This is a genomic window from Neobacillus sp. GCM10023253 (assembly GCF_042653105.1).
GTDB lineage: Bacteria > Bacillota > Bacilli > Bacillales > Cytobacillaceae > Neobacillus > Neobacillus citreus.
The window spans coordinates 140,930-160,674 of sequence record NZ_JBHSHV010000015.1; the positions used below are offsets into that span (position 1 = coordinate 140,930).

Genomic DNA, 19,745 nt, shown 5'->3' on the forward strand with positions numbered 1-19,745 from the left:
TATACCTCCAAATTTAACATAATGTAATAAAACTATATCAGTTCCCAAATTGGGATGCAAAAATGCCGCTTGTAGGGAAGTGCTGAGGCATTACCTAATTAGCATAGCCTTCATGAAAGAACGCAAAATAAGAAGGAAGTGCCGGACAGGCATTCTTTTTAGTATGACTATATGAATCGAAAAGGATGATGAAAAAATGTCTAAAAAGAAGAACAAACAAAAACAGTTTAATCCTGCAATGCCGAAAACGGATGTGGAATTTGCCCAAACTGGACTTGAAAAGGTAGCATTACAAGCTTTAGAAAAAACAAAAAAATAACTTGAAAAGGGGCGCTGCAAAAAGTGCCCTTTTTTAGTTGAAAATGATGCGTGATGAAAATCACCTCTTGCCGGCGTGGTTCATTTTAAAATAGAAGGAAGAGGTGAATGTAATGGAAAAGAACTGGTCAATCTCATTAGAGCATGAGGAATATGAAAACGATAAGGAATTGGTTATTGCAGATGCGATTGATGCTGTAAAACAGACAGTGAAAGGATTTTATGTTAATGTCGTCACGCCTGCCGGCTTTGGGAATCCTGAAGAGTATTTAACAGAGGAATTGTTTTCTAGGTTCGGTGCGGAAATTGATGTGAAGTTTATCGACCAGTGCGGCTGCGGCGGTTACGTGTTACGGGTTTGGAAAAGAGCTTAGATAAATAATCTTCATTATAAAAAAATAATTTTGTATGCAGTTAACGGGCATAGTAAAAACAAGTTAAACATCCAATTTCAGTCATTTTATCAAGAGGGGGATGCTAATTGAATTGCCCGGACTGCGTATATTCGAATCCGGAGGGGGTCAGGTACTGCCTCAACTGCGGAAAAAACTTTAAACTGGGTGGAAATACAGACCCGGATCCAGACAGTTTATTTTACGAGTTTGCCTCTTACGTGGATGCGATGCCGAAGCAGCTGCGTTCGGTAGAACCTAAATTTCAAAACATTTTTTCAAGGGTGTTTCGAAAGCATAGCACGCTGGAGGCGGATAGGCTATTCATTGTCGGTACAGCAATCACAACACCGAAGATTGAAGAAGTAAAGGAAACATGGCCAAAGCCTTGGCTTTTTGCAAGAGTATTTTTGATTGCCCTGCTTGCATTTTTAGGCATGCACATAGGTGTCACCGTGTTCCATAATTTTAACTTTTTACCGGGTCTCATCATTATTGGTGCTTTTGCGGTCCCTATTACAACGCTGATGTTCTTCTGGGAAATGAATGCACCGCAAAATATTGCTTTTTATAGGGTCATTTATGTGGTCTTGATTGGCGGCATCCTCTCGATGCTGGTTGCACTAGTGTTTTTTAATCTTGTAAAAAACAACATCAACCCCATCACAATTGGTATTGTGGAGGAAGTGGCCAAAGTGATGACTGTTATCTGGTTTGTTCGAAACCACAAATACAGGTACATGCTAAATGGGCTTTTGGTGGGGGCAGCAGTGGGAGCAGGCTTTGCCGCGTTTGAAACAGCAGGCTATGCGTTAAGAAGCCTGTTAACAGGAGGGAGTTTCGAACACCTTTATACGACGATTCTCTGGCGCAGTGTTTTAGCTCCCGGCGGGCATGTGGCCTGGGCGGCATTGACAGGTGGGGCTTTCTGCAAAGCACAAGGCGATCAAAAATTCGATTTTTCACTATTGGTTAAGCCGTACTTTTTATTTGTTTTCCTTCTGGTCGTAGCGATGCACGCTTTATGGGATACACCGATTAAAGGCATGTCCCCATTCGGACATATCTTTCTTATGGTTTCTTCATGGGTTGTCGTTTTCTTAATGATTCGCAGAGGCCTTAAAGAAATCGCCAATAAAAAATGGCGGATTGCGTATGAACCAACTCAGCCGACACAGCCATAAAGATGTTTGAGGAATACTGACGAGTGCCAATCGGTAATTACCTATTCCGTTCAAAGAATGATAGTTCGATTGCAGCCAAAAATAAGAAATGCGATTGCAGATGATGTCAATCGCATTTTTTTATTCCCAGCATTAAATATTCCCCATTTCTTGCTGATAAAGTTCATGCAACTTAAGGTTATTTCTGCTGTTTATAATCAAGCCGGTATTGGGCGGGTGGAACTTTGGCGGCAGGTGAAACAAGGGTTCCACGTTTGCCTCTATAGCTTCATGGTGAACCGAGATTTTTGGCCATTTTTTCACAAAATTCCCGCGTTGCGCCATGTGGAATCCCCACATTCCGAATGATGGCACCACTGAATAAAAGGCCTCCGTTTTGAAGCCTGCAGCCTGCAATGTTTTAGCGATACTCCAATAAACTCGTGGATTGTCTCCCGGGGAAGTGGCCTGACAAGCGATGACTCCTTCGGGGTTTAAGTGCCATCCAACATGCTCATATAACTCTTTCGTGTATAATAAGCTGGTTTCAGGGTCGACGGGATCTGGAAAATCAATAATGATGACGTCATATCCCTTCATTTTTCCCAGTAAGTACTGCTTCGCATCCATAATATGCATCTGCAGGCGGTTATCCTTTAACGAACCCTCATTCACATCAACAAATGCCGGTTCATTTGCCGCCAGCTTAATAATCATCGGGTCAATTTCAACAAGGTCGATATGAACTACATCATGATATTTGATGACCTCCCTAACAGCAAGGCCATCCCCACCCCCTAAAATCAGCACCCGTTTCCTTGATTTTGCGAGTTCCATTGCTGGCAGGACCAATGCCTCGTGGTAATGTCTTTCATCCAGCGAAGAAAACTGGAATTCTTCATTTAGGTACAATCGCAGGTCCTTTGCCTCGACAAGCAAAATGTCATTGCGCTCACTCGAACCCTGGTAAAGGATATGGTGCCCGCCATTCTTGATTTCCTTAAGAATTTTCATGTCCCATGCATTTCCCGGGCGCCTGCTGGCTGTCAGCCTCGGATGTGGCTCTTTTGAATATATAGGAGAAACCTGCCTTTCCAATCCTCTTTCAATTTCAATAGCGGTGGCCCGCCCGGCACCGATTTTTCTAAGGAATTTTCTTAAGACTGGCCAGGTATCCTGAGGGGAGCAGGTATATAAATCAAAGGCTGCATACCCGTATTCGGGCCAGGTATGAATGGAAAAATGGGAAGTCGAAATCGCGATGATTCCCGTTACTCCTTGAGGTGAAAAGGAATGGAAGCAAGCAAGCAGAATTTCCAATTCCAGCTCCCTGAGGGTATCAAGCATCAGGGTTTTTAATTCATCAGCGTTATTTAAGAGCTCCGCCCGACAATCGTAGGCATCCACGATGAGGTGCTGACCTTTCATCTCCATACCTCCATCCCTTTCTCCATTCTGATTTATTTTTGAGTTCATATTGTTGTTTTAAAAAATTTATCATAAATAAAGTATGTGAGTGTAACTCGGGTAGTGATAAATACGTATATTCACTTGCAGTATATTAAGGCCTTTAGGACAGTTAATAAATTGTCAAAATCAATTTAGTATGTGTGAAAATTGATACAGGCTTCTGAATATGAAAATGGTAAAATAGGAAAATCTATTGAGGATAGGGGAGTAATGTGGCTATGAACAAAACTGAAATAATTGCGCGCAGAATACTAGGCTGGAAGTTAAATAGATGGGATCGCTGGTATGATTTTGAAAAGGGAATTTTCATACCTGTAGACGAGTTTCAACCCGAGCAAAACCTTGAGCACGCGATGCTAATCGTTGAAAAATTGAAAGAGTTGGGGTTTACATATAAAACAGACGGTGCCTGCCAAGCTTGTTTTAATGATGCATGCGAAACGGGCAATACGTTAGCGGCGGCCATAACAGAAGCAGCCTTTGCAATCGCTGATAATAGTTCGGTTCCGGATGAATGGCTATAACATATTTAACTATATTATGTAAACTAAACCCCGTATTTTGAGCGACCGAATTTTTCAAGCATTCGGTCGTTTTGCTTTTGGTACCTATTTAGAACTTGATAGCGCTTCAAAAATGTTAATGAAATGTTCACATGAGCTGAGGATAAAAAGGAGTAGAATAAACATATCAAGTAAATATGTGAAATTATTCACAAATAAATGTAATATGGACAGGTGATTACAATGGGCGGACTTTCCATTAGTGCATTACTTATCAGATTTATTTTAGGAGGCTTAGCAGTCGTTGCTTCGACGATTGTGGCAAGAAGATTGGGCGAAAAGGCAGGAGGAATATTTGCCGCTTTTCCTGCCGTATTTTTAGCGGCATTACTTACAGCGGGTTTGGATTTGAAAGGCGAAGCTCTTGTTTCCCAATCTATAATTCTCTCACAAGGAGCCATGGTTGGGATGGGAATTAATATACTCGTGGCCATTATGGCTGTACTCCTTTTAAAAAAACATGGATGGAAAAAAGGACTCATCGAGGCGTTAGGTTGCTGGCTTGCAGTTTCAATCGTAGTGGTGGCCATCACGGTCAATTAGGAAAGGGTGTTAACAATGACAAAAGATTTACTTTTGCGTTTTTTACTTGGCGGGGCCGCCGTAATGGCCAGTTATTTAATAATTGTAGTTTCACCGTGGGAAATCCTAGGGGGAATATTCGCCGCGTTTCCTGCTGTGATGATTACGGCCGTCTTAATGGCAGGGGTTACTTCCGGAACGAAGAACGCAGCGAAAATTGCGGGTGGTTCAGTCTATGGCATGATTGGCGGCATCATATGCGCAGCGACCGTCTGGCTGTTCTTAAAACTGACTCATAATTGGCCGCTAAGCATGCTGCTCGGTCTCCTTTTTTGGCTGATCAGCTCCGTGATGGTGTCAACACTAAGGGAGAAATTAAATATAAAACCATTTAGTAGAAAGATGGTTTTGGCAGAGGCACGGTTCAGACATCATAAATAATAGAAAAAATGCCAGTCGGCATCCGAAAAAGGAAAGCTGCCTGGCATTTTACGTTTTTAAATAATATCAAGAGGAACTTTTCTGGCGGGAGCAGGGAAAACCTCGTCAAGTCTAGCTAATTCCTCTGTTGTTAGTTCAATACAAGCAGCCGCCGCATTTTGCATGACGTGTTCCGGTTGGACAGCTTTTGGAATGGCAATCACCTGATTGGAACGGATACACCAGGCTAGCACAATCTGCAAGGGCTGCACATTGTGACTGCGGGCAATATCCAGAATGGTAGAATCACGCAGCAGCTGTCTTCTTAAGGAACCTCCCTGGGCGATTGGGCTATAGGCCATTATGGGCATTTGATGCTGCTTTTGCCACGGCAGCAAATCAAATTCACTCCCTCGTGAGCCTAGGTGGTATAGTACCTGATTGGTGATACAATTTGTCCCGTTTGAGGAGGCAACTAATTCATCCATATCTTCTGTGTCAAAGTTGGAAACACCCCAGCGCAGAATTTTTCCTTCTATTTTAAGTTTCTCCATCCCCTCGATGGTTTCCTCAAGTGGAATCTGGCCCCGCCAATGTAAAAGGTACAAATCCAAATGATCTGATTGCAGCCGTCTTAAACTGTGTTCACAGGCTTCGGCGATTTTATTTTTTCCGGCGTTATGAGGATAGACCTTGGAGACCAGAAACACTCTATCCCTGAGTCCTTTTATCGCTTCACCGACAACTCGCTCCGCACCGCCATTTCCATACATTTCCGCTGTATCAATTAACGTCATTCCGAGTTCAATGCCAAGCTGAAGGGCTTTTACTTCCTGCTCTTTTGTACGGCTATTTTCGCCCATATTCCAGGTTCCCTGCCCTAAAATCGGTACAGACGAACCATCAGGGAGGGATATTACACGCTTAGTTAGGGTTTCCCTAATTTCAGCTATTTTCCAAGATTCAACCATTCAAGCTACCTCCTTTATGACCCTCTATTCTTTAGAAAATAATACCATAATTTCAAGTGAAAACTCCTGTTCGGAATAGACAAATTTTACAAAAAAGTATGCACATTTTTTAACAATCGTCATATATTAACTTCTGTGTGAGAAATTACGTAGGAAGGAAGTATGGACGATGAATAACAACCAAGTATTAACACCAATTAAGAACGAGGGCAAAGATCTAGGAAATGGCGGATTTAAGATTGTTGAAATCAATGTGACTGACCCGTCTGAAAATTTATTTGCTGTGTGTACACCTGTTAAAAAATAATAAAAAAGACTATCCAGAAAAACTATCTTTTTTGTAAACATACATAGAAAGATAGTTTTTTTTAGCTAATAGGAAGTTATAAATTTTTACAAATTTATAACTTCCTAACGCATAAATTCAACTACGCCTCTGTCTTCGTCCTATCGGACTCGCCAATCGGCGAGTTTTCATTTAATTCTGCTATTTTAGTGTTTTTCATATATGTAAGCGCATACATTGTTATTGAGCAATGGAGGTGATACCTTTGATGTATATTTATGGTAATGACTATATCAAGTATTTAAACGACGACAGTGCAGGACATTTAACCTACGATCAATGGAAAATGAAAAAGAGTCAACAGGGCACCGATAAATGCGCTTCATGCGGAACTGTGAAGGAACACTTGCAGCCTTGTCCGAAATGCAGACATTAATTGTAATGTTTAAAAAACCTGCCCGAGTGGTGGGTTTTTTTATTGGTTTTATTCTTGAAAAAAATTCCATTCTCCTATTGCAAACGAAACTAAATTCGAATAATATCTAATTAGATAATCATTAAAGTAGGTGGATTTAAACATGCAATTAAACAAAATCGTGGAATTTCATAAAGCCCTTGGTGACCTTACCAGGATCAAGATTGTCGCCTTGCTTCAACAGGGGCCGTTGCACGGGCAGGCGATTGCCGGTAAGCTGGGGCTTAAACCGCCAACGATAACCCACCATATGGCAAAACTTAGAGAGGTGGGGCTGATAAAAGAGCGGCGTGATAAAAACACCATTTATTTTTCTCTTAACACAAAAATATTAGAGATGAGTGCTAAGGCTATTTTGAATGTTAGAACGGGAGGCGGAGCAGAATTGGAAATGTCGGTGACAGCGGAGGATAGGGAGGCAATCATTAAAAACTTCTTCACCAAAGAAGGAAAACTGAAAACCTACCCTGCGCAGCGAAAGAAAAAGCTTGTTGTGCTTGAGCATATGATCAAAGGGCTGGAACTGGGTAAAGTTTATCAAGAAAAGGAAATTAACGAATATTTAAAGCAGTATCATGAGGATTACGCTACGTTACGTCGCGAACTTATTATGTGCCAATTTATGTACCGTGAAAATAATCAATATGAGTTAAATCCGGTTGAGGTTTGGTGGTTGAAATAAATTTTTTTTGCAAAACTAATTAGATAGGTGTGAAATTAGATAAGGGTGAAAGGAGATGAGGAAGATGGCTCTTTCCTTTATAAAAAAGGAAAAACAATACCGGAGATTATTTCTCGCCGGTGTCGTAAATGGAATCGGCGACCGCTTCAGTTCCGTTGCTGTATTAGCGCTTGCAATCCAGTTAACAGGGTCAGGCTTTGCAGTCGCCATGACGCTAGCGATTCGGCTATTGCCCTTTGTTATTTTCGCCCCAATCGGGGGAAGGCTGGCAGACCGTTTTTCAAGAAAAACTATTTTAGTGGCAACTGACCTCATCCGCATTGTGTTTGCCTTGTCGTTTCTATTGGTTCATGGGAAAGAGGATCTTTGGATTGTTTATGTCAGTACCTTCATGTTAGCGGTGGGCGAGGCTGTTTATGCGCCAGCGAGAAAATCTGCGATACCGCTTCTTGTCAACAAAGAGCATCTGTTAAAAATAAATAGTCTTGAACAAGTATTGGTTGGGATTGTACTAATTGTTGGTGCTTTTTCAGGGGGGATTGTTTCCTACTTATTTGGAGCGGGGTTAACATTTTTGATTAATGTTGCCTCCTTTTTAGGTGCAGCAATTATTTTATCTTCGATCACATTTCCTGAAAAAAACTCCCTTCAGGATGAAAAGCTGCAGCAAAAGGAAAAGCTGATTCCAACCTTAAAAAAGGTAATCATATTGTCCGTCCCGGTCCAAATTCTTCTTTTCTGTGAAGTGGTCATTGCGTCCATGAACGGCATTGATAATGTCCTGATTACCGTGTATGCCATACAGGAGTACCATTTGGGTGATGTAGGTGTAGGGCTGTTTTATGGGGCGTTGGGGATTGGTTTAACGTTAAGCTTTTCTGTCGCCAACCGTCTGCGAAAAAATATCCTTGGGATTGGGTTGGCCAGTCTCATGCTCGAGGGGGCTTTCCTAGTAGTATTAAGCCAAACCCATTACATAGCTGCAGCGTTTCTCGTGTTTTGCGGGGCCGCGTTTATGTCGGGGATTGGGAATGCCTGTTTTGATACGGTTCTGATGAAGGAAATTCCTGAGGAACACCAGGGAACTATGTTTGGGTTATTGGCATCCATTGGCAATCCATTATTGGGTGTTTCGATGCTTTTATCAGGGGCCGCTTTAGAATACCTGACACCACGAACCTTGGGGTTTATTGGCGGCAGTGCCTATATGTTAATCGCGATTTTCCTGATGGTCTTCCTTTCCGTGAAAAGTGTGCGGGAAAGGGAAACTATGACCAGTCCGCCATTTTTGAAAAAATAAGCAATCGTAAACCGAGCAGGACAAACATCCATTTTTAAAAGGCTATTATATTCGCATTTACGTTTATCGTCACGGCTGCATAAGAATAATTAAACCAATTAGAGAGGTGACTTAATTATGTGCGGCTGGTGCGGTTGCGGTGGTTATGGCTACGGTTTCGGGTATGGCGGCTTTAGCCCATTTGTATTAATTGTAGTATTGTTTATTCTTTTAATTATCGTCGGGGCTAGCTTTTATTAATAACAAGTAAAAAATGAGGTGTTCTTTGAGGGCACCTCATTTTTTATTGGTAATCTTTTTTCAAGACGGTGAATACATAATGGGGAATAAACAAAAAAGGGGAGGATTATCTTGACCACAACTGTGTTCCTCGTTGTTTTAATCTCATCTCTAGCCTATATTCTTGGCGGATTTCTCGTTTTAATTCGAAAAAATTGGCCAGAAAGAACCTTATTGTCATTGGTTGCTCTTAGCGCGGGCCTGTTATTATCGATCGCTCTTTTACATTTAATTCCTCATGCCTTAGAAGACTATCATGATAGCAGTTTGTTCATTTTGCTTGGTTTCCTGATTATGTATTTTATTTTTCTGCCAGGAACTTTTAATGGGAAAAATGGGGTAGAAAACAGTGGTAAATCTGGGGCAACGGGATTAACAATCGGAATGCTGCTCCATAATTTTTTTGAAGGATTATCGATTGGAATTAGCTATGCCTCTTCTTTTGAATTAGGTGTTTTTGTTACGATTGCACTGGTGATCCATAAAATACCGGAAGGGCTTTCCTATACTTCGGTTATGCTTGCCTTTTTAAATGGCCGCAAAAAAACAGCCATCTATCTTGTCATTCAGGGGCTTTTTACTTGGCTCGGAGCAGGAGTTGCGGTTTTGCTATCGGAAATGAAGGACTTTCAAGAAACGATTGTCGCGATGGGCTTATCCGTAACAGCAGGGATTTTTCTGTATCTCAGCGGGGCTATGTTACTACCTTTAATTAATCGAGGGACATTTAAAAGCACCCCCCTGTTTTTTATAGCCGGCATCTTGCTGTTTTTCATATTACATAGTGTTGTCTAGCAGCGGCCGCATGGTCCCAAATTGAATAGTTGATAAAGTTATATAGAGCTGCTGAGGCAGCTCTTTTCTGTTTAGGTAAGGAGTCTCAACTAGTCGTAATAGAAAAAATATGTAAGATTTTCTGACAAAGGAATATGTAACAACCTTTATATTTGATACATTTGATCCATATTTTATAAATAGGGATTGGGGGATTTTTTATGGAAAATGGTTTAGAAGTTAGAAAGAACATAAAAATAGAGAGATGCATCTCTATTGAGGAACATTTGAACGAACTCTCCGCACTTCTTATTCAAGTTGTTGAGGATGGTGCTTCGATTGGGTTTTTACCGCCATTAGAGGAAAACGTGGCAAGGAAGTATTGGGAATCTGTCTTAAATCCTGAGGTGATCTTATTTGTTGCTAAGATTAATAATGTCATTGCCGGAAGTGTGCAATTACATCTGTGTTCAAAGCAGAACGGCAAACATCGGGCTGAAATCGCCAAGCTCATGACGCACCCACATTATCGCAGGAATGGAATTGGCCGGTTATTAATGGAGAAGGCTCACGAAACAGCTAAACAAATGGGGAGAACATTAATCGTTTTAGATACGAGAGAAGGAGACCCTTCTAATAGACTATATACTTCTTTTGGGTATATTCAAGCAGGACGGATTCCTAAATATGCATTGTCTGAAAATGGGAATCTGGATGCGACGATAATATATTACAAAATGATTTAAACGATATGAGATGGGTTTGTCTAAAATGTTAGACGGCCGAGAAAATGAGGCAAAAGAACCGTCCCCATGCCTCATTTTTTTCGAATTATGGGAAAAGCTATTGAATGTGCTTTAGGAAAGGTGGCACGAGAATGAATTATTTTTCTTATAATTTGAGGAGGTTTGCAATGGGTATTTTGAGTGGAAATCCTAAGGAAGAGCCAATGCATTATGGAGAGGCATTTGACCTTTGGGCATCTGTTCTAGCTGGTAATGGTATGATTGCAGGTTATCAAACGATGATAAACCATGCGGGTGACGACGATTTAAAAAAATTATTAAAAGAAGCCATTGAACTTTGTCAGCAGGAAAAGAAACAAGTGGAAGAACTTTTAAAGGAAAACGGAATTGGTTTACCTCCAGCGTCACCCGAACAACCTGAAGCTTGCTTAGAGGATATTCCGGTTGGAGCGCGCGTTCCGGATCCCGCTATTGCAGCCGTACTTTCGGCCGATATAGCTGCAGGATTAGTGACTTGCAGCCAAATTATCGGTAAATCCATTAGGGAAGATATAGCCATGATGTATGTGCAAATCCATAACCAAAAGGCAGCGCTTGGCGGAAAAGTTCTTCGGTTAAACAAAGAAAAAGGCTGGCTGATCCCGCCGCCATTACATCCAAATAAACATGGTGATTGTTAAAGTTGCAGGATGAGGACAAATGGTCTTCATCCTTTTTTTTAGCTTTTATGCCCGAAAAATAGAATATTTTAAATTTTATAACATATTAGATGAATTTCAGAATTAGAAAAAGTATAATTAGGCCATATATGGACGAATCGTTTTCCAAGGAGTGGATATACATGAAAACAAACCTGCTATATGGCCAAACCGGAATGGACATAGAAGTACCGGATCATTCATTTATCGTAGAACCTAAAGACCTTCCTGCAATGGAAAATGAAGTGGAAGCGATTAAACAGGCATTAAGGAATCCGATTGGAACACCTCCTTTAAAAAAAATGGTCAAAGCGACAGATACTGTTGCCATTATCATAAGCGATATTACGAGACCGACCCCAAACCATATCCTTGTCCCAATGTTAATAGAAGAATTGAACCATGTGCCATTGGAGAATTTCGTGGTGATCAATGGAACAGGGACTCACCGCGATCAAACCAGGGAAGAGTTTGTGCAGATGCTCGGTGACTGGGTTGTCGACAATATCAGGATTATCAATAATAACTGTCATGACAAAAGCACACAGGTCAACCTTGGCAAAAGCAAATTTGGTTGTGATGTGTATCTCAATAAAGACTACGTAGAAGCCGATTTCCGGATTGTCACAGGATTTATTGAACCGCACTTTTTCGCCGGTTTCTCCGGTGGACCAAAAGGAATCATGCCGGGTATTGCCGGGATTGATACGATCATGACGTTCCACAACGCCAGAATGATTGGCGACCCTCTTGCTACATGGGGAAATATGGTCAATAACCCAGTCCAGGACATGACAAGGGAAATTAATGGCCTTTGCAAACCGCATTTTATGTTAAATGTTACACTGAATAAACAAAAAGAAATCACAAACGTATTTGCCGGAGAGCTTTACGAGGCTCACGATCAGGGCTGTGCCTTCGTCAAAGAACACGCCATGGTCCGGTGTGATGAGCGGTTTGATGTCGTCATCACCTCAAATTCCGGCTACCCGCTTGACCAGAATCTGTACCAGGCCGTTAAAGGAATGAGTGCCGCACAGAAGATTGTCAAAAAAGGCGGGGCCATTATCGTCGCTTCGGAATGCTCAGATGGACTGCCAAGCCATGGGAATTATGCGAAAATTTTCGAACTCGCCGACACACCGCAAGGGTTGCTTGATCTCATCAATAGTCCAGAATTTAAAATGTTTGACCAATGGCAGGTGCAAAAGCAGGCGGTCATCCAGGTTTGGTCAGATGTCTACGTTTATTCTAAGCTAACAGACGAACAGGTGAAGGGCGCCATGCTTAAGCCGACACTCAATATTGAGAAAACCATCGAAGAACTTAAACAGGTTTTTGGCGAGAATATGACCGTTGCTGTTTTACCGCTTGGGCCACTGACAATTCCATATGTGGAAGAGTAGTATTTTAAGATAAAAAAGTCACAAAATGTTCACAAAAAATAAGAAATATGTTATCTTATAAAATGTTATGAAGAAATAGAATGTTCATTGATGAAATGTAACATGGTGTTGCACTTTCATTCTGTTATTCTGTTTTATATTGGCGGGAAGGATTTCTAGTATTTTTTAATGCTTAGAATATTAGCCCATCATAAACGGTTTATGTGAATTTATTTGCATGAAACCGCTTTATGGTGGGCTATTTTTATTTTTAAAAGAGTACATAATGGAGGAAAACATATGGCATTTCATAGTCCTGATCAAATTGCCCGAAAAGTAGTTGCAGCGGGCGCGAAGAAAGCAGTAATGCCGATTCGTCATGCCCTGCTGTTAGGTTTCTTAGGTGGAGCGTTTATCGCATTGGGCTTTCTATTAGACATACGTGTGATTGGCAATTTGCCAAAAGAATGGGGGTCATTCGGGTCATTTCTCGGCGCTTCGGTGTTCCCGGTCGGCCTCATGCTGATCATTATTGCCGGCGGTGAACTGCTGACGGGAAATATGATGGCATTGCCGATGGCGGTATTGGCTAAGCGGGCAACGACCTTACAGCTGATGAGAAATTGGCTGCTGATTGTTGTCAGTAACTTTGTCGGTGCTATCTTTGTGGCTTATTTCTTTGGCCATGTAGTCGGCTTGACAGAAACAGGACCATTTTTGGAAAAAACAGTGGCAATCGCCCAAGCAAAAACAGCGGAAACCTTTGTTCAAGCATTAATTTCTGCAGTCGGCTGTAACTGGCTAGTCTGTTTAGCAGTGTGGATGGCATTTGGTGCTGAAGACATTGGTGGAAAAATGTTTGCGATTTGGTTCCCTATCATGGGATTCGTTGCAATCGGTTTCCAGCACGTCGTGGCCAATATGTTCGTGATTCCAGCGGCCATTTTTGCTGGCAGCCTTAGCTGGACCGATTATTTTGCTAACTTAGTTCCGGTATTTATTGGCAATGCCATTGGCGGAGGAATTTTCGTGGCTTTGATCTACTGGATGGTATATAAAGAGGCATTACGGACTAGTGCTTCGCAAGCATTAAACAACATAAAGAAAGCCGTCTAGCAATCTAACTTGCTTTAGTTCGCAAAAAATACAAATTTATGATATATTCATAGTGTTAATGTTTAAAATTAGTGAAGAATGCATTGAAATCAGGTAACAGTTGTTGCTTTGATTTCCTGCGTGCTCACAAATAATATGGCGGGAATGATCGCTAGTATATAAAATATGCTCAGAAATTCTCCCCCCATGAAACGGTTTATACCAATTAGGTATAGCAACTGTTTTATGGGGGTTTTTTGGCTAATAAGAAAGTATAAATTTTTTTCAAAATTTATACTTTCTTAACGCATAAGTGCAACTGCGCCTCTGTCTTCGCCCTTAGGGGCTCACCAGTCGGCGAGTTTTCTTTATGTTTAGGAGGGACGTATTTTGTCGGAAAAAGTGAATGTGTTTATTAATGGAACCGCCCGTGAGATTGAGGCGGGAACGCGAATCTTGGATTACCTTATTTCACAAGATATCCAGCATCCACATGTTTGTTATTCAGAAATTCTTGGGCCAGTCCAAAGCTGTGATACCTGTATGTGTGAGGTGAACGGCAGCATTATGAGGGCCTGTTCGACTATCGTGGAGGAAGGAATGAATATCCTGACCGCGTCTGAAGTGGCGAAAAAGGCCCAGGAAGAAGCGATGGATCGGATTCTGGAAAACCACTTATTATACTGTACGGTCTGCGACAACAACAATGGCAATTGCCGTGTCCATAATACAGCGGAAATGATGGGAGTCGAGCATCAAACACGTCCGCACCGCTCTAAGGGGTATGAAGTGGATATGTCTCATCCATTTTATCGCTACGACCCGGACCAATGTATTTTGTGCGGACGCTGTGTGGAAACCTGCCAAGACCTGCAGGTCAATGAAACATTGACGATTGACTGGGAGACCCAGCAGCCACGTGTATTATGGGATGGCGGTAAAAGCATCAATGAATCCTCCTGCGTTTCCTGCGGTCAGTGTGTCACGGTTTGTCCATGTAATGCCTTAATGGAAAAATCCATGTTAGGTAATGCTGGATTCATGACAGGAATTGAAGATGATTTACTGACACCAATGATTGACCTTGTCAAAGCGGTAGAGCCGGATTACCAAACCATCTTTGCTGTTTCCGAAGTCGAAGCTGCCATGCGAGAAACACGCATTGAGAAAACAAAAACGGTTTGTACCTTCTGCGGCGTAGGCTGCTCATTTGAAGTGTGGACAAAAGATCATGAGATTTTAAAAATTGAACCATCCGAAAATGCACCAGTCAACAGTGTATCTACATGTGTAAAAGGGAAATTCGGCTGGGATTTTGTTAATTCAAAAGAACGGATTACCACTCCTTTAATCCGCAAGGGCGATGTGTTTGTTGAAGCCTCTTGGGATGAAGCCTTAGATCTTGTGGCAGAAAAATTGGGCGGCATTAAAGATACGTACGGCAGCGATGCACTTGGATTTATTGCTTCTTCAAAAATCACGAATGAAGAGAATTACTTGATTCAAAAATTAAGCCGGCAGGTATTCGGCACTAACAACGTGGACAACTGCTCCCGTTACTGCCAATCTCCTGCTTCTTGGGGCTTGCAGCAAACCGGCGGCATTGGTGGTGATTCCGCAACGATTCAAGACATCGCGGGCGCGGGACTAGTCATTTTAGTAGGCTGTGCTCCGGCAGAGGGACACCCTGTTCTTGCCACACGGATTAAGCGTGCGCATAAGCTTCACGGACAAAAGCTAATCACCATCGATGTCCGCAAACATGAAATGGCCGATCGCGCTGATTTGTTTGTGCGTCCAAGACAAGGGACGGATTATGTATGGCTGTCTGCTGTAACAAAATACATCATTGACCAAGGCTGGCATGATGAAGCGTTCATTCAAAAGCATGTCAACCATTATGATGAATTCTTAAATATGATTACTCCTTATACGCTCGAAGAAGCAGAAAGAATGACTGACATCTCGCAAGAGGCATTAATCCAAATCGCTGAAATGATTCATGAAGCCGACGGGACCGCCATTTGCTGGGGAATGGGCGTCACGCAAAACATCGCTGGTTCGCATACATCTGTTGCCATTGCCAACCTTCTTCTTGCAACAGGAAACATGATGCGCCGTAATGCAGGGGCATTCCCACTCCGTGGTCATAACAACGTCCAAGGTGCAAGTGACATGGGAACCATGCCAAATATTTACCCAGGGTATCAGCAAGTAGCTAATGACGAGGTTCGTACCAAATTTGAAAAGGCTTATGGAGTAACACTGCCAGCACAGCCGGGGCTCGATAATATCGAAATGCTTGAAGCAATTGATAAAGGCGAATTAAAAGGCATGTATATTGTCGGTGAGGATATGGCCTGGGTGGATGCTGATTCCAACCATACACAAGCGATGCTTGCGAAGCTTGATTTCCTTGTGGTTCAAGAAATCTTCTTAACGACAACGGCTCAATTTGCTGATGTGATTTTACCAGGGGTGCCTTCCCTTGAAAAAGACGGGACGTTCACCAATACAGAGCGCCGAGTCCAGCGTTTGTATAAGGCGCTAGAAACAACAGGCGACAGCAAGCCTGACTGGTGGATCCTCATGCAGGTTGCGAACCGCATGGGCTTTAACTGGAACTACACGCATCCAAGTGAGATTTTTTCTGAAATGGCTGGCTTAAATCCATTTTTTACACATTGTAATTACGACGTTCTTGAAGGCTGGAACAGCTTTACATGGGGATCGCCGGACGGGACTGACACACCTGTTCTTTATCTGAACGGCTTTAACTTCCCTGACAAGAAGGCTCGGTTTGGTTTGTTTGACTATGTACCTCCGGTGGAATTCCCGGCTGAGTTCGACTTGTCGCTTGATAACGGGCGTTTGCTGGAACATTTCCATGAAGGGAACCTAACGCATAAATCTGAGGGGCTTCAGTACAAGTTCCCGAAAGTCTTTGTCGAGGTTTCACCTGAGCTTGCCAAAGAGCGCGGGGTGAAGGATGGCACGCTTGTCCGCCTTGTTTCACCGTATGGTGCGATTCGTCTGCCAGTTCTCGTCACAGACCGTGTGGAAGGAAAAACTGTATATGTTCCAATGCACTCCTCCAGTCATGAGAGTGCGGTTAATTTACTGACGGGCGGGGCAGTCGATGTCGTGACCCATACACCTGCATATAAACAAACGAAAGTGCGAATGGAAGTGCTGGAAATCAAGGGAGAAAATCCGCTTCCAAGATTCAACCCGCGCAACGCCACACGGACGCCGCAGCTGGGTCTCGAGATTTACCGGAAATGGGAACGCGGCGATTATGTGCCAATTTCAAGTGTCAATGAATATGTACAGCCTGGCCTGTATGACAGGAGGAACGCATAATGGCTCAGCCAATTAAAATCATTAAAAAGGTAGAATTGACAGAAGAGCAACAAAAAGCGCAATCCTTGGAGAGTCTTATCTCCGAGGTTGCGCAAAATAAAGATTCCCTGCTGGATACGCTTCAACTGTTGCAGGAGCTTCACAACAGCGGCATTTTAGAGGCCATGAACAGTCTCGTCAAAGCCAAAGAGACAGTGGCAAAAATTGCGGTTGGCCAAATGACACGAGAGCCTGTCACGAATCTCATCAATAATGCGATGGCAGCAGGTGGCGCTTTGACGACGCTTGATCCCAAAATGACACAAAAACTGATGAATGGCGTTGCAAAAGGGTTGGAAAAAGCAGATCAAGGGCTTCAGTCTAATTCAAAAGTAGGTATACTAGATTTATTGAAGGTATTGAACGATCCGGATATCAATCGAGCAATTGGTTTTGGTTTGAATCTCTTGAAGGGTGTCGGGGAAGGCTTAAAGGATTAAAAGGAGGGGGAAACCCATTTGATGATTTAAAAAGAAGGGGTTTCCCTGTTTTAATCGAAAACTATTCTGAAACGACAAATGAAGGGGAAGTCGATAATGGGTAAAAATTTAGAACACCAATTTAGTATGCTGGTTCGGGAAATCAGAAAAGAGTACGTTGGAAACGGCCCAAAAGAAATTAGCACCCGATTCGTGGAAAACTGGGCGATTAGTGAAATGAAAGGCAACCTTACGAATGTAGAGAAGTTTATGATTAACTCTGAACAAGGAAAACAAACCGTTCATGAGGCTCGGACCAAGTTGGTAAAGGAAATCTATAAGAGACAAGAGGTTGTGGATAAGTTTGAAACCTTAATGGGAGCAAAAGTGCTGCGGCTATTTTCCGATATTAATATTGACGAAGATATCGCCATGACTGTTTTTGTTTTTGATAAATCAATTGATCAAAAAGGTAAATGAGGGAACAAGGGAGACAGGGAGAATGGACCAGCAAATGCAGGTAACAAACCAAGTGCTGCGATATGAAAATGGTGTTGTGCAGCTTGTCGAGGATGTGGTTGTGACGGAATATCCGATCACGATTATGTTAAATGACCAAGAATTTGCCACCCTCGTATGCAGTCCGGAGGATATTGAGGAACTTGTCATCGGATTTTTGGCGTCAGAGGGGATAATCGGCCGCTATGAGGATATAAAGGAACTGCAAGTGATTGAAAAACTAGGGAAAGCAATCGTAACAACACATCGAGTGAATAAGTTGAATGAAATGTTCCACTCCAAGCGCATTGTAACATCGTGCTGCGGGAAAAGCCGGCAGAGTTTTTATTTTTATAATGATGCCAGAACAGTTAAGCCGATTGAAGTGAAAAGCAAAGTGCTGACCGTCGACAACTGCTTCCGTCTGATGGAGATGCTGCAGGAATCCTCTACCATTTTTCAAGATACGGGCGGTGTCCATAACGCCGCATTATGTGATGGAAATGGCATTATTGTAGCGCGGACGGACATTGGCAGACATAATGCTTTGGATAAAATTTACGGCTACTGTCTGAAGCATCATATTTCCATCGAAGACAAAGTGATTGCCTTTAGTGGGCGCATTTCCTCGGAGGTATTATTAAAAGTAGCAAAAATTAGATGCGGCATGGTTCTATCAAAATCGGCCCCAACAGAACTTGCATTAAGATTGGCTAAAGAACTGGGGATTACAACGGTTGGATTTATCCGGAATAATGCCTTAAATATTTATACAAACTCTGAACGGATCATTACACCTGAATTAGCGAAATAAGGGGATACCGCTAGTCGTTGCTAAGCGGTATTTTTGTTATTCAATCGTATTGGTAATACTGCAGATATGTTAAAATCCTTCTAAAGAATCCTTAAGATGGGGTGTTTTGATGGAGTTACGCCAATTAAATCTTTTTATGGAGGCAGCTAAGCACAAAAGTATTACTAAGGCAGCGGAGAGTGTGCATATTTCACAGCCTGCCTTGAGTAAATCGATTATGGCTTTAGAAGAAGAGCTTGGCATGACCTTGATTATCCGCAGCAATAAGACAACGAATCTCACAGACGCTGGGAATGTGGTGCTAGAATATGCCCAGAAAATTTCTGGCCTGCTTGATGAAATGACCACGACATTAAATGATATGACAGATTTGAAGAGAGGCGAAATTAACATTGGCTTGCCGCCGTTTATCGGAAGTTTATTTTTTCCAAAAGTGATGGCTAAGTTTCATCAGGAATTTCCAAATATCAAATTAAATATTACCGAGTACGGTGGAGCGAGGGTTGTCAAGAGCGTTGATGAAGGGGAATTTGAGCTTGGTGTTACCGTTCTGCCGATTGATGAGCAGGATTTTCAAGTTTACCCGATTGTAGAGGAAGAAATGATGCTGGTGGTTCACAAAGACCATCACCTTGCTGCCCGTAAACAAGTAGAGATCAAGGAATTAGCAGATGAGGAATTTATCTTTTACCATGAAGAATTTTCATTAAATCAGATCTTAAGGAATCAATTCTTTATAGCTGGTGGTTTTGAGCCGAAGATCTTATTTAAAAGTACGCAATGGGACCTGATGTCGGAAATGGTGGCAGCCAACCTGGGGATCACCGTTCTTCCACAATCCATTTGCAATCGGTTAATGAATAGGGATTTAAAAATCATTACCCTCAGGCCAGTCATCCTATGGAAGCTTGCCGTCATTACCAAAAAAGACCGCTATATTTCCAGTGCAGGAAGAACCTTTATTGACTTTATTTTGAATGAATCATTATAACTTTGAGTTATGAAAACCATTCTAAATATGTATTTTACGAATGGTAAAATTCGTCGTAACATTACTCTATAGTTTAAATCGA

The 19,745-nt window shown here is 42.1% G+C and carries 22 protein-coding genes; 20 read left to right on the forward strand and 2 right to left on the reverse strand.

Features of this window, described 5'->3' with window-relative positions; all coding sequences use genetic code 11:
• The first annotated feature begins 196 nt into the window (after positions 1-196).
• The 3 genes from ACFPA1_RS19285 (at position 197) to ACFPA1_RS19295 (ending at position 1,894) form a co-directional block, all read left to right on the forward strand.
• The gene (locus tag ACFPA1_RS19285; RefSeq protein WP_277398148.1) at positions 197-319 is read left to right on the forward strand and encodes a hypothetical protein; all 123 of its coding nucleotides are present in this window, start codon (positions 197-199) and stop codon (positions 317-319) included.
• A 112-nt stretch (positions 320-431) separates the two neighbouring features.
• The gene (locus tag ACFPA1_RS19290) at positions 432-692 is read left to right on the forward strand and encodes a CGCGG family rSAM-modified RiPP protein (protein WP_213145462.1); all 261 of its coding nucleotides are present in this window, start codon (positions 432-434) and stop codon (positions 690-692) included.
• A gap of 107 nt (positions 693-799) precedes the next feature.
• Positions 800-1,894, forward strand: coding sequence for a PrsW family glutamic-type intramembrane protease (locus ACFPA1_RS19295; RefSeq protein WP_213145463.1), 1,095 nt, complete (start codon positions 800-802; stop codon positions 1,892-1,894).
• A gap of 132 nt (positions 1,895-2,026) precedes the next feature.
• On the opposite strand, the gene speD is transcribed toward ACFPA1_RS19295, so the two are convergent.
• Complete coding sequence (gene speD / locus ACFPA1_RS19300; protein ID WP_378584825.1) at positions 2,027-3,301, reverse strand: adenosylmethionine decarboxylase; 1,275 nt, start codon at positions 3,299-3,301, stop codon at positions 2,027-2,029.
• 260 nt (positions 3,302-3,561) lie between these two features.
• Here speD and ACFPA1_RS19305 point away from each other — a divergent pair, with 260 nt between their 5' ends.
• The 3 genes from ACFPA1_RS19305 to ACFPA1_RS19315 all read left to right on the forward strand — a co-directional run bounded on the left by ACFPA1_RS19305 (position 3,562) and on the right by ACFPA1_RS19315 (position 4,869).
• Positions 3,562-3,867 (forward strand): BC1872 family protein, encoded by a 306-nt coding sequence (locus tag ACFPA1_RS19305; protein ID WP_378584826.1) that lies wholly within the window; start codon positions 3,562-3,564, stop codon positions 3,865-3,867.
• A 222-nt stretch (positions 3,868-4,089) separates the two neighbouring features.
• The gene (locus ACFPA1_RS19310) at positions 4,090-4,449 is read left to right on the forward strand and encodes a DUF3147 family protein (protein ID WP_378584827.1); all 360 of its coding nucleotides are present in this window, start codon (positions 4,090-4,092) and stop codon (positions 4,447-4,449) included.
• 15 nt (positions 4,450-4,464) lie between these two features.
• Positions 4,465-4,869 (forward strand): DUF3147 family protein, encoded by a 405-nt coding sequence (locus tag ACFPA1_RS19315; RefSeq protein WP_213145467.1) that lies wholly within the window; start codon positions 4,465-4,467, stop codon positions 4,867-4,869.
• A 56-nt stretch (positions 4,870-4,925) separates the two neighbouring features.
• Here the strand turns inward: ACFPA1_RS19315 and ACFPA1_RS19320 are convergent, their stop codons facing one another.
• Positions 4,926-5,819 (reverse strand): aldo/keto reductase, encoded by an 894-nt coding sequence (locus ACFPA1_RS19320; RefSeq protein WP_378584829.1) that lies wholly within the window; start codon positions 5,817-5,819, stop codon positions 4,926-4,928.
• A gap of 169 nt (positions 5,820-5,988) precedes the next feature.
• Here ACFPA1_RS19320 and ACFPA1_RS19325 point away from each other — a divergent pair, with 169 nt between their 5' ends.
• From ACFPA1_RS19325 to ACFPA1_RS19390, 14 genes are all read left to right on the forward strand, one after another.
• Positions 5,989-6,126, forward strand: a complete 138-nt coding sequence (locus ACFPA1_RS19325; protein WP_213145469.1) for a hypothetical protein — start codon at positions 5,989-5,991, stop codon at positions 6,124-6,126.
• 557 nt (positions 6,127-6,683) lie between these two features.
• Positions 6,684-7,262, forward strand: a complete 579-nt coding sequence (locus ACFPA1_RS19330; RefSeq protein ID WP_378584831.1) for a metalloregulator ArsR/SmtB family transcription factor — start codon at positions 6,684-6,686, stop codon at positions 7,260-7,262.
• A 55-nt stretch (positions 7,263-7,317) separates the two neighbouring features.
• Positions 7,318-8,562, forward strand: coding sequence for an MFS transporter (locus tag ACFPA1_RS19335; protein ID WP_378584833.1), 1,245 nt, complete (start codon positions 7,318-7,320; stop codon positions 8,560-8,562).
• A 117-nt stretch (positions 8,563-8,679) separates the two neighbouring features.
• Positions 8,680-8,802, forward strand: a complete 123-nt coding sequence (locus ACFPA1_RS19340; RefSeq protein WP_213119029.1) for a YjcZ family sporulation protein — start codon at positions 8,680-8,682, stop codon at positions 8,800-8,802.
• Between the two features lie 111 nt (positions 8,803-8,913).
• Positions 8,914-9,636 (forward strand): ZIP family metal transporter, encoded by a 723-nt coding sequence (locus ACFPA1_RS19345; protein WP_378584835.1) that lies wholly within the window; start codon positions 8,914-8,916, stop codon positions 9,634-9,636.
• A gap of 200 nt (positions 9,637-9,836) precedes the next feature.
• Positions 9,837-10,361, forward strand: a complete 525-nt coding sequence (locus ACFPA1_RS19350; RefSeq protein WP_378584837.1) for a GNAT family N-acetyltransferase — start codon at positions 9,837-9,839, stop codon at positions 10,359-10,361.
• A 167-nt stretch (positions 10,362-10,528) separates the two neighbouring features.
• Entirely contained in the window at positions 10,529-11,041 is a 513-nt protein-coding gene (locus tag ACFPA1_RS19355) for a DUF3231 family protein (protein WP_378584838.1), read from the forward strand.
• Positions 11,042-11,202: 161 nt separating this feature from the next.
• On the forward strand, positions 11,203-12,465 hold the full coding sequence (gene larA / locus ACFPA1_RS19360) for a nickel-dependent lactate racemase (RefSeq protein WP_378584840.1): 1,263 nt from the start codon (positions 11,203-11,205) through the stop codon (positions 12,463-12,465).
• A 279-nt stretch (positions 12,466-12,744) separates the two neighbouring features.
• Entirely contained in the window at positions 12,745-13,560 is an 816-nt protein-coding gene (locus ACFPA1_RS19365; RefSeq protein WP_378584841.1) for a formate/nitrite transporter family protein, read from the forward strand.
• Between the two features lie 369 nt (positions 13,561-13,929).
• Positions 13,930-16,902 carry a formate dehydrogenase subunit alpha gene (gene fdhF / locus ACFPA1_RS19370; RefSeq protein ID WP_213145476.1) on the forward strand — a complete coding sequence of 991 codons (2,973 nt, stop codon included), beginning with the start codon at positions 13,930-13,932 and terminating at the stop codon, positions 16,900-16,902.
• A complete protein-coding gene (locus ACFPA1_RS19375; RefSeq protein WP_213145477.1) occupies positions 16,902-17,381 on the forward strand; it encodes a DUF1641 domain-containing protein in 480 nt (159 codons plus the stop codon). Before fdhF ends, ACFPA1_RS19375 begins: the two co-directional genes overlap by 1 nt.
• Before the next feature lie 96 nt (positions 17,382-17,477).
• On the forward strand, positions 17,478-17,840 hold the full coding sequence (locus tag ACFPA1_RS19380) for a DUF2294 domain-containing protein (RefSeq protein ID WP_213145478.1): 363 nt from the start codon (positions 17,478-17,480) through the stop codon (positions 17,838-17,840).
• 22 nt (positions 17,841-17,862) lie between these two features.
• A complete protein-coding gene (gene fdhD / locus ACFPA1_RS19385) occupies positions 17,863-18,672 on the forward strand; it encodes a formate dehydrogenase accessory sulfurtransferase FdhD (protein ID WP_213145479.1) in 810 nt (269 codons plus the stop codon).
• 109 nt (positions 18,673-18,781) lie between these two features.
• Positions 18,782-19,663 carry a LysR substrate-binding domain-containing protein gene (locus ACFPA1_RS19390; protein WP_213145480.1) on the forward strand — a complete coding sequence of 294 codons (882 nt, stop codon included), beginning with the start codon at positions 18,782-18,784 and terminating at the stop codon, positions 19,661-19,663.
• Positions 19,664-19,745 lie beyond the last annotated feature (82 nt).